Consider the following 9,813-nt stretch of genomic DNA (forward strand, 5'->3'; position numbering starts at 1 on the left):
CCGACTGAGCTAACGACCCTCACCAAGGCCAAAACCAATGGCGCTAAGGCTTCGGCTCTGACGGCGGCCTATAATACGGATTTAAATTCTTGGTGCAATAGAAAGTTCGTAATTTAAATCTGTTTGCTCATTGTGCATACAAGTGATGTCACTGTTTCTGAAAACACTTATGACATCATGACACATACAAATGTTACAGTTTGCTCAAACTTTGCTTGGCCAATTGCGCCGGTGAGGTATTGGGATACCCTTTTATCACTTGCTCATAAAAAGACTTAGCTTCTGCCGTCTTTCCATCAAGCTGAGAGAGCATACCTAATTTGAATAGCGCATCAGCTCGCTTAGGTGAGTTACTGTATTTGTTAGCAACAGTCGAAAACTGAGCTGCAGCGCTAACTCTATCTCCCTTATTAAACAGCAACTGGCCAAGCCAGTAATGCGCATTTGGCACATAACCAGAGTTTGGGTACTGCGTGATGAAGCGCTCAAAAGCAGGTATAGCCTTGTCGTAGGCTTTATCTTTAAGCACCATATTTACAGCAGCATCATAGGCTTGATTCTCATCTTGGTTAGATGAGTAATTAGCAGCCGCTGCCGGCGTTGCCGCACCAGAAGGAGGAGTTATAGAGGGTGGAGGGGGTTGCTGACTACGGGTGACTTTATCAAGCTCCTGATAGAGCTGACGCTGACGCTCTTGCGATTGCTCCATTTGGTAAGTCTGTTGCTCCAACTGACCGCGTAGTTCGGAGACCTCACCTTGTAAGGAGTCGACTTGCTGTTGCAATTCTGCCTGTAAGCGTAATCTCGCATTAAATGTCCGCTCTAACAGGGCAACACGCTCCTCTAGGCTACCTGTAGGTACAATAGCGCCATTATTACCACTGAGAACAACATTCCCTCCGGAACTACCACTTAAGTCACTCACTGGCGCCGCAGCATCGACGGTAACCGCAAATAAAACGGCCATCAAGATGGCCGCCTGTCTATACATAACATTCATGTTTATCAAACCTTAATAAACTAAAACCGCGCGGCGATTCTTAGCAAAGGCATCCTCAGTATGAGACAAATCAAGCGGTTTCTCTTCGCCATAGCTAACGATAGAGAGCTGTTCAGCTTGCACACCCAATGTCTGCAAATATTTAGCCACTGCTTTAGCGCGGCGCTCACCCAATGCGATGTTATATTCTGGAGTACCGCGTTCGTCGGCATGTCCCTCAATCAATACTTTCACACTTGGACGCTCACGCAAATAGCTTGCATGAGCATCAAGCAAGTCTGCATATTGCCCTTGAATATCATAACCGTCGTACGGGAAGTAAATTACGTTATCACGCTGCAGCGCTTCGAATTTTTGACGCATCTGATCTTCTGGAGACAACAGGCCACCTGCGCCGCCAGTCTGTATGCCGCCCATGCTGCCATCAGTCATACCAGACTCTGAACCAGCAGCATCCGAATCAGAAGAGGAGCTACAAGCAGCCAAAGTGAACAGTGGTAGTGCAATGGCGAGGCCCTTGAGCAGTTTATTGAGTTGCATATTCTTTCCTTAAACCTTTATAACAAAACAAAAAACAATCGAATTATATCAATTCAAGAAGGGCGACCAAGCTGGTGCACGAATCTCACCGCTATTCGTCGGGAGCACGGCCTTGAAGCGACCATCAGTCGACACCAACGCTAAACTCTTACGACCTTGATAGATGGTGGCATAGATAATCATGCTGCCATTGGGTGCCACACTTGGCGATTCATCGAGAGCGCTCTGAGTTAATACCAGTAAAGCGCCTGTTTCCATGTCCTGGCGGGCAATTCGATATTGCCCCTGAACCCGGGTAACCATCACCATTGACTTTCCGTCAGGGGTAATTGATGCGCCTTGGTTGGATTCACCTTCCCAAGTCATGCGGCGAGTATCGCCAGTCGACAAATTTACGCTATAAATCTGGGGTTTGCCACCACGTTCAGAGGTGAATAGCAAAGTTTGCCCATCAGGCATCCAAGAAGGTTCAGTATCAATCGTGCGGTTATTCGTCACCCGTGTTAGCTGCTTACTCGCTACATCAACAACATAAAGATCTGGTTGGCCATCTTTAGATAATACAACCGCTAAACGGCGCCCATCAGGGGACCATTCAGGTGCACCATTAATGCCCCGAAAACTAGTGAGCAAGCTGCGCTGTTGGGTATAGATATCTTGAACATAAACTTCGGATTTTTGGTTTTCGAAGCTGACATAGGCTAACTTACTACCATCTGGTGACCAAGAAGGCGACATCAGCGGCTCACGAGAGCGAAGTAACGTCTTCTCGTTGTAACCATCGTAGTCAGAGATCCGCAGCTGGTAGGGGAATTGGGTTCCCTGTTGAACCGAAACATACGCAAGCCGGGTCAGGAACGCACCGCGCTCACCGGTGAGTCGCTCATAAACGATGTCAGAAATACGGTGCGCAAACTGACGCATCTGGGCGCCAGGAATGGTCGCCATTCGACTATCTAGAATATAACCATTACTCTCAGCTCCCTGCGTTTTAGCAAGCTGCCCTTTAAGAACATCCACTAACTCGAAGTTTATTTTATAAGAACCATCCCCTACGGCCGTCACCGACCCAACAACGACAGCCTCAATGCCTTGTGCGGCCCAAGGAGCAAAATTGATCTCACCACTGTTGCTCGGCGTTTGTGGCATCTGGCCACGACCAAGCGGTTTAAATTTCCCGCTACGCATCAAGTCGTTAGAAACGACCTCCGCAATATCTTGCGGCAACTGGCCATTGCCCTCCCACTTAAAAGGGGCTATTGCAATAGGCCGAGCACTATCAATACCGCCGGTGATAACAATGTCCAACGCCGCTTGAGCACTCTGGCTTAGCAATAGATAGCCCACCAAAGCAAAAAATACTTTTCTGATCATGGCTTAAATACTCGATTCCAATAAAAATGGGAGGTTACATTCCTTTCTCAGCAAAACGCAGCTCACCTGTCGATAAGCACGTTTTATCATGCCTAGATGCTCGGCTCTAACTTAAGATTAAACTCCTTCAACATCTCGAACGCTGCGGGATCTTTCGGCACCGGTAGTTGATTTGCTTTCAGCACAGCCGCCTTGCCAGAACGACACACAGCAGGATCACCTTGGCCATTATCCACTGAAATGACAAAACCAGAACTGGCAAGACGTACACCAATAGTGCATGTTTTGCCCCGCATGGTTGGGTCTAAAATCATGTAGCGTTCAACGGTTGCTTTGATGAGCGCGGCATATTTATCAACCTCACCTTTTGCTGCGGCAGATGCCGCCTGACTACGGGCATTCGCCTCCGCAGCCATTTGCTGCTGCATCATGGCTTCCATCTCTTTTTGCAACTTGGCCTCTTCGGCAGCTTTACGCTTACGCTCTGCCGCAATTTTGGCCTGTTTTTCAGCTTCGGCTTTCGCTTTTCTCTCTGCGTCAGCTTTTGCCTTTTTTGCTGCCTCTTCTTTTGCTTTCTTCTCAGCCTCAGCTTTCGCTCTCTTTTCTGCTTCTGCCTTCACCTTTTTCTCGGCCTCAACCTTTGCCTTTTGCTCTGCCTCTTGCTTAGCCTTCTTGTCTGCTTCTGCTTGTTTTGCTTTAGCGGCAGCAGCTTTGGCTTGCTCTTCTGCCTCTTTTTTCTCTTGCTCCTTTTTCTTTAAGGCCAGCGCCTTGCTCTCTGCCTCTGCAGCCTTACGTTCAGCCTCCGCCTTTTTGGCTTTTTGCTCTTCGAGTTTGCGAGCTTGCTCTGCTTTTTTTGCTTTCTCTTCGGCCTGCTTTTGCTCTGCAACCTTTTTCTGTTTTTCAGCCTCTGCTTTACGGGTAGCTGCTTCAGCTTCCTTACGCTTTACCTCGGCAATGCGCAGCCGCTCTTGCTGCATGGCCAGCTCACGCTTTGCGATATCCGTATCTTCGTTATCCTTTTCTTTCTCTACTTTCTGAGGTTTAGGCTGAGATTTCTGCTGCTGGATTTGCTTAGCCTGCTCATTGAGAAAGTTTTCATCGAGCATAACCGCATTGACAATTTCCCCCTTCGATTCGGGACGCTTCGGCTTACTAAAATCAAGCCCGACAAACAGGATGATGCCGATAATCAGGTGCAGCAGAATTGATACAATAACGTAACCGGAAATACCACGCTTCACATCCATCTCCGTCAGTTTACCGGATCTGTCATCAGGCCAACCTGAGGCACACCTGCGTTCTTAAGTGCAACCATTAACAAAATGACCTCTTCGTAACGGACCGATTTATCACCGGCAACGACGACGGGGGCATTTTGATTAATCGCCAGATATCCCATCGCTTTCTCGGTAATATACTGCTGCATGGCTTCTGGCGTGCCCGCCGGCACGGGCTCATCATCAGCCTCACCAGCTTTAATCACATACTCGCCGTCCGTATTGACACTCACGATAAAGGGCGGCTTCGCATCCTCAGGTAATTGCTCTGATTCTGCTTGTGGTAAGTCAACCTTGACGCCTTGGGTGATCACTGGTGTCACCGCCATAAAAATGATTAGTAGCACAAGCATGACATCGATATAGGGCACTACGTTTATTTCTGCTACCTTTTTGCGCCGGATCCGCTGATAGGTTTGCATTTATTTATCACCCTGTTGCGCAATTTGACGATTCAGGATCGTGGTGAACTCATCCATAAAGTTGGCGTAGGCGTTCTCTAGGCGTTCAACCTTATTTGAGAAGCGGTTATAGAAGATAACCGCAGGAATCGCGGCAAATAAGCCCATAGCCGTTGCGATCAGTGCTTCTGCAATACCCGGCGCCACCATTTGCAAGGTCGCTTGCTGCACTTGGCCTAAGGCAATAAACGCATTCATAATCCCCCATACCGTACCAAACAAGCCGATGTAGGGGCTAATCGAGCCGACAGTTGCTAATACTGGGAGGTTAGACTCTAACTCATCTACCGCACGAGAAAGAGAGACTCGCATAGCACGGTATGTACCATCCATCACCGCGTCTTGACCACGGGCCCCCGCCTTTAGCAGCCGGGCATACTCTTTGAAACCAGAGTAGAAGATATCTTCCATGCCTTCGATATCATCACGACGGGAAGATGATTCTTGATATAAGCGGTTAAGATCGACCCCTGACCAAAATCGGTCTTCAAATTGTTCAGAGGCAATATTGGCCGCCTTGATGGCTTTAGCGCGCTGAAATATCAGCGCCCAAGAGACAACAGACATTCCCATCAGGGTCAACATGACTAACTTTACCAACAGGCTGGCTTGCCAAAATAGACCAATAAACGAAATTTCAGCGTGCACTTAACAGCACTCCCTTGATGTTTTCAGGTATTGCAACAGGTTTCATTTGCGGGTGGCTGACACAGGCTATTTGGACCATAGCTGCCGTGACCAACCGCCCATCAGTTGCGAGGATTTGTTGTGAAAAACGCATGGATGCTCTTTTCACTTCACTCACTTGCGTTAAGACGGTTAATAGTTCATTAAAACGAGCGGCTGAGCGGAAGTCGATCTCTGTGCGGCTCACAACGAAGGCGTATCCCTGTTGTAGCAATATGTCTTGCTCGACACCTGCGGTGCGCAGAAACTCAGTGCGGGCTCGCTCCATGAATTTAAGATAATTTGCGTTGTAGACGATGCCCCCAGCGTCGGTATCTTCGTAGTAGACACGCACCGGAAACTCATAGCATTCCCCCATAACAATCTGTGATCCATTCGACGGTCAGATGGGTGGCTATCATAGCGCAGGGCTGAATGGGAAAGAAGCAGGGGAAGGCAGGGAAATCAGGCATTCCCCCGTTTTATGCAATGAAATATGACCGCATTAACCAGAGCCCATATAACAAACTGGGCCAAGCAAGCCAAGGGAGCAATAAGAGACGACCAACAAGGCTGCGAGGATGAAATCCCACCCCATGAATGATGCCACAACAAACCGACCACATTAGCCAAAGGCCAAGCCAATGACCATGGACGCTAGTATTAGCCGCGATCAAGTGGGGAGCCTGTAAGATCGCAACCGCTAATAAAGCCGCCAAAAATAACAGTAATCCCTGCCAAGGCTGGCGCGCCAATGGTGCAGCCAGCCAAGCGAGCCGATCATTTATCGTCATTGATCTGGCGATCCAAATTCTCAGTGTGCTCCAGCCAGAGCGCATTAATAATGCCAAACGCACAAGCCAGCAATAAGCCTAAGATCCAGGTGAAATACCACATATCAATACACCTTCTCAGTAGAGTGATTGTTGGTTGTCTTCAATATGCTGACTGGTTACTCGGCCAAACATCTTGATGTAACTCCAGATGGTATAACCCAGCACAATCGGCACAAAAATAGCAGCGGCAACCGTCATTACCTGCAAGGTGTTAAATGAAGCCGTAGCATCCCACATTGTCAAACTAAGTGACGGCGCCATGCTCGATGGCATCACAAATGGAAACATGGAGAACCCAGCAGTCAGAATGATCCCTGCAATTGCCAACGAGGAGCTGGTAAACGCTAACCAGCCGATGTTCAGTCTGGCAAATAGGGTGGTCAAAAAACTCATGGTCAGACCAAGCAGCGGCGCAATGATCATCCATGGATAGAGGCTATAGTTGTTCATCCAAGCCCCTACCTGCATCACCACTTCTTTATTCATTGGGTTGGATACGGCATCGGTCGCAGCCGCTTTGACGACCACATATCCTTCCATGCCGCTGACCCACCAACCGGCGAAGCCAAACAACACAAACGTTAGCAATGAACAAATCATCGCAGCAGTGCGCGCACGTGCTAGCACTTGTTCATCCGTTTTCATCATTAACCAAGTAGCGCCTTGGGTGACCAGCATAAATAGGCTGATCAGGCCAGCGAGGAGGCCAAACGGGTTAAGTAACCCGAAGAAATTACCGTGATAAGTGAGCATCATGAACTGGTTAAAATCAAAGGGGACGCCTTGTAGTAAATTGCCAAAGGCCACCCCGAATACGATCGGCGGAATCGCACTACCAGCAAACAGCGCCCAATCCCAGTTACTACGCCACTTTGTATCCTCACGTAGTGAACGATATTTAAAGCCAACTGGGCGGAAAAACAGCGCCATCAACGTCAGGATCATCGCAATGTAAAAGCCAGAAAATGCTGCGGCATAAACCATAGGCCAAGCAGCAAACAAGGCTCCACCAGCGGTCACTAGCCATACTTGGTTACCCTCCCAGTGCGGCCCCATCGTATTAATCATCACGCGTCTTTCTACGTCTTTCTTGCCAACAAAGGGGAGCAGTGCCCCCACTCCCATATCAAAACCGTCAGTGATGGCGAACCCTATCAGCAAGACGCCGACCAGTACCCACCAGATGACACGTAACGTTTCGTAATCAAACATGGTCACACTCCTTACGCGCTGATCTGTTCAAAATGGTACTTACCTGTCTTAAGGCTACTCGGGCCCAGACGCGCGTACTTGAACATCAAATACAACTCGATCACCAGCAATACGGTATAGAACAAGCAGATACCGATCAGAGAGAACCAGATCTCGGAGGCTGGTACATTAGAAGCAGATAAAAAGGTCGGTAATACTTCGGCAATCGTCCATGGCTGGCGACCGTATTCTGCCACTAACCAACCGCACTCAATAGCAATCCAAGGGAGTGGTATCCCCCACAGCAGCGCTTTAAGCAGCCACTTCCGTTCCCCAATACGGTGCCGAGCACTGTCATAGAATGCCAAACCAATCAGCAACAACATCAATACCCCACACGCCACCATGATACGGAACGAGAAGAACAGTGGCGCGACCTGTGGAATAGAGTCATCTACCGCAGCCTTGATCTGCGCGTCGGTCGCATCGGTCACGTTATTGGTGTAACGCTTGAGCAATAAGCCATAGCCCAAATCTTGTTTCACCTCATCAAAACGAGCGCGGGTGTCATCCGATTTATCGCCGGACTGCAACTGAGTTAATAGTTCATAAGCGGTGATGCCATTACGTACTCGCAGCTCATGTTCGCTCTTGAGATCTTTTAAACCGGTGACCTGACCATCCAGCGAACGAGTAGCGATAATTCCTAGAGCATAAGGAATTTTGATGGCGTAATCGGTACGCATCTCTTCCTGATTCGGAATACCAAACAAAGTAAAGGCTGCTGGTGCTGGCTCGGTATCCCATTCAGCCTCGATGGCCGCTAGCTTGACCTTCTGCACCTCACCAGTCTCATAGCCAGACTCATCGCCCAGAATCAATACCGAAAGAATTGAAGCCATGCCAAATGCCGCAGCAATCGCAAACGAGCGGCGAGCAAATGCCACATCACGATTCTTGAGCAAGTAATAGGATGAAATGCCTAACACAAACATGGCGCCAGTGGTGTAACCCGCAGCGACGGTGTGCACAAACTTGACTTGCGCAACTGGATTAAAAACCAGCTCAGTGAAGCTCACCATCTCCATGCGCATGGATTCGAAGTTAAACTCAGCGCCGACTGGATTTTGCATCCAGCCATTAGCCACCAAGATCCATAGCGCTGAGAGGTTAGTTCCCAATGCCATCAACCAGGTCGCGGCCAAATGTTGATGCTTGGAGAGGCGATCCCAACCAAAAAAGAACATGCCGACGAAAGTAGATTCAAGAAAAAATGCCATCAACCCTTCAATGGCGAGCGGAGCACCAAAAATGTCCCCGACATAATGGGAGTAGTAAGCCCAATTAGTGCCGAACTGGAACTCCATGGTAAGACCTGTCGTGACACCCAAAGCGAAATTGATACCAAACAACTTGCCCCAGAACTTGGTCATATCCCGGTAGACGGGGTTGTTGGTCATCACATAGACAGATTCCATGATCGCTAGAATGAAGGCCATTCCAAGCGTCAGGGGGACAAACAAGAAGTGATAAAGGGCAGTCGCAGCGAATTGAAACCGCGACAAGTCCACCACATGCTCAGCGATCATGGTACTTCCTCACCGATATTGGCACGGCTATTGATAAATTATAGGACAAGGCTTGTGTCGAAATTCATTCAACTTAATGCGCACTATTTTTCATTGTGAGTCACGCTTTCACTACAAAAGCATTAACAATGAAACCATCAAAAAGAACAAAAAAACTAATATTTAACAAACCTAAAACAACCTATCGAACTACTTAAGTGTTCAATCAGAAGGCTTAGTTTTATATCACCTTTATTTGATTGAAATCAATCTACACAATCTATCAAGACCTAACACTCAAATGAGAACAACGATGAACTATCCTGATAATTCGTGACCAAAAAATAAAAAACACTTTTAAAAACAATCATAAAACCACCAACAGCAGGTGACAAATAAATCAATTGACAATATTTTGTAAGCATCATCTTGACTCAATCTTGAGTTGTAACAGCTTGCACTCGATAAGACACAAATCTCTTTTCAAATGCAGAGAAAGCGACACCTTAATCATTAGATAAACTAATTCAAAACCTTTGTTTTTTCTTGTTTGTAGTGATACTAGCGAAACCATACACTTCGCGCCGTTATGACCCTCTTACGCACTCGCTGGTTAACGTTGCTTCGTCATTTGTGTTTTGCCAGCTTTTTACACCTGTTTACGGGAATAGATGATGAAAATGTTTATTACCAATGCCATCCGTTACTACAAACTTGCCTTTGTTCAGCTCTATCAGCTGAACAGGTTATAAAACGCAGCTGTTCGCTTACTGTTTACTCGGTCGATATTTCCCTGAAAAAACCATCTTGGATGATTATTACCACCACATCTGAAGTCGTTTTTTGGAGCCCACCCGAGATAAAAAAGCCGCCCGTAACGGTAATGCCGATCAGTTAAGG

At 47.7% G+C, this 9,813-nt stretch carries 11 protein-coding genes; all 11 read right to left on the bottom strand.

Translation table 11 applies throughout. From position 1 onward, the window contains the following. Nucleotides 1-193: 193 nt before the first annotated feature. Nucleotides 194-1,000: a tol-pal system protein YbgF gene (gene ybgF / locus CUC53_RS01775; protein WP_167386651.1), complete on the bottom strand. Its 807-nt coding sequence runs from the start codon at nucleotides 998-1,000 to the stop codon at nucleotides 194-196. A gap of 12 nt (nucleotides 1,001-1,012) precedes the next feature. Next, nucleotides 1,013-1,540: a peptidoglycan-associated lipoprotein Pal gene (gene pal / locus CUC53_RS01780; RefSeq protein ID WP_100292574.1), complete on the bottom strand. Its 528-nt coding sequence runs from the start codon at nucleotides 1,538-1,540 to the stop codon at nucleotides 1,013-1,015. A 48-nt stretch (nucleotides 1,541-1,588) separates the two neighbouring features. After that, the gene (gene tolB, locus CUC53_RS01785; RefSeq protein ID WP_100292575.1) at nucleotides 1,589-2,914 is read right to left on the bottom strand and encodes a Tol-Pal system beta propeller repeat protein TolB; all 1,326 of its coding nucleotides are present in this window, start codon (nucleotides 2,912-2,914) and stop codon (nucleotides 1,589-1,591) included. 92 nt (nucleotides 2,915-3,006) lie between these two features. Then, a complete protein-coding gene (gene tolA, locus CUC53_RS01790) occupies nucleotides 3,007-4,161 on the bottom strand; it encodes a cell envelope integrity protein TolA (protein ID WP_100292576.1) in 1,155 nt (384 codons plus the stop codon). A gap of 5 nt (nucleotides 4,162-4,166) precedes the next feature. Beyond that, the gene (gene tolR / locus CUC53_RS01795; RefSeq protein ID WP_100292577.1) at nucleotides 4,167-4,613 is read right to left on the bottom strand and encodes a protein TolR; all 447 of its coding nucleotides are present in this window, start codon (nucleotides 4,611-4,613) and stop codon (nucleotides 4,167-4,169) included. Further along, a complete protein-coding gene (gene tolQ / locus CUC53_RS01800) occupies nucleotides 4,614-5,300 on the bottom strand; it encodes a protein TolQ (protein WP_100292578.1) in 687 nt (228 codons plus the stop codon). Further along, nucleotides 5,290-5,697: a tol-pal system-associated acyl-CoA thioesterase gene (ybgC, locus tag CUC53_RS01805; protein WP_100292579.1), complete on the bottom strand. Its 408-nt coding sequence runs from the start codon at nucleotides 5,695-5,697 to the stop codon at nucleotides 5,290-5,292. The genes tolQ and ybgC overlap by 11 nt, the downstream gene beginning before the upstream one ends. A gap of 103 nt (nucleotides 5,698-5,800) precedes the next feature. After that, nucleotides 5,801-6,112: a cyd operon YbgE family protein gene (locus CUC53_RS01810; RefSeq protein WP_167386652.1), complete on the bottom strand. Its 312-nt coding sequence runs from the start codon at nucleotides 6,110-6,112 to the stop codon at nucleotides 5,801-5,803. Next, nucleotides 6,099-6,215 carry a cytochrome bd-I oxidase subunit CydX gene (gene cydX / locus CUC53_RS01815; RefSeq protein WP_100292580.1) on the bottom strand — a complete coding sequence of 39 codons (117 nt, stop codon included), beginning with the start codon at nucleotides 6,213-6,215 and terminating at the stop codon, nucleotides 6,099-6,101. Before cydX ends, CUC53_RS01810 begins: the two co-directional genes overlap by 14 nt. Before the next feature lie 14 nt (nucleotides 6,216-6,229). Then, nucleotides 6,230-7,366, bottom strand: a complete 1,137-nt coding sequence (cydB, locus tag CUC53_RS01820) for a cytochrome d ubiquinol oxidase subunit II (RefSeq protein ID WP_100292581.1) — start codon at nucleotides 7,364-7,366, stop codon at nucleotides 6,230-6,232. 11 nt (nucleotides 7,367-7,377) lie between these two features. Continuing rightward, the gene (locus tag CUC53_RS01825) at nucleotides 7,378-8,934 is read right to left on the bottom strand and encodes a cytochrome ubiquinol oxidase subunit I (protein WP_100292582.1); all 1,557 of its coding nucleotides are present in this window, start codon (nucleotides 8,932-8,934) and stop codon (nucleotides 7,378-7,380) included. Nucleotides 8,935-9,813 lie beyond the last annotated feature (879 nt).

This window comes from Aeromonas cavernicola (assembly GCF_002795305.1).
In the GTDB taxonomy this organism is placed as follows: Bacteria; Pseudomonadota; Gammaproteobacteria; order Enterobacterales; family Aeromonadaceae; genus Aeromonas; species Aeromonas cavernicola.

Excerpts from the sequence above, each read along its gene's own strand:
- ybgF (WP_167386651.1), bottom strand. The coding sequence starts at position 1,000 with ATGAATGTTATGTATAGACAGGCGGCCATCTTGATGGCCGTTTTATTT.
- pal (WP_100292574.1), bottom strand. The coding sequence starts at position 1,540 with ATGCAACTCAATAAACTGCTCAAGGGCCTCGCCATTGCACTACCACTG.
- tolB (WP_100292575.1), bottom strand. The coding sequence starts at position 2,914 with ATGATCAGAAAAGTATTTTTTGCTTTGGTGGGCTATCTATTGCTAAGC.
- tolA (WP_100292576.1), bottom strand. The coding sequence starts at position 4,161 with ATGGATGTGAAGCGTGGTATTTCCGGTTACGTTATTGTATCAATTCTG.
- tolR (WP_100292577.1), bottom strand. The coding sequence starts at position 4,613 with ATGCAAACCTATCAGCGGATCCGGCGCAAAAAGGTAGCAGAAATAAAC.
- ybgC (WP_100292579.1), bottom strand. The coding sequence starts at position 5,697 with ATGGGGGAATGCTATGAGTTTCCGGTGCGTGTCTACTACGAAGATACC.
- CUC53_RS01810 (WP_167386652.1), bottom strand. The coding sequence starts at position 6,112 with ATGACGATAAATGATCGGCTCGCTTGGCTGGCTGCACCATTGGCGCGC.
- cydX (WP_100292580.1), bottom strand. The coding sequence starts at position 6,215 with ATGTGGTATTTCACCTGGATCTTAGGCTTATTGCTGGCTTGTGCGTTT.
- cydB (WP_100292581.1), bottom strand. The coding sequence starts at position 7,366 with ATGTTTGATTACGAAACGTTACGTGTCATCTGGTGGGTACTGGTCGGC.
- CUC53_RS01825 (WP_100292582.1), bottom strand. The coding sequence starts at position 8,934 with ATGATCGCTGAGCATGTGGTGGACTTGTCGCGGTTTCAATTCGCTGCG.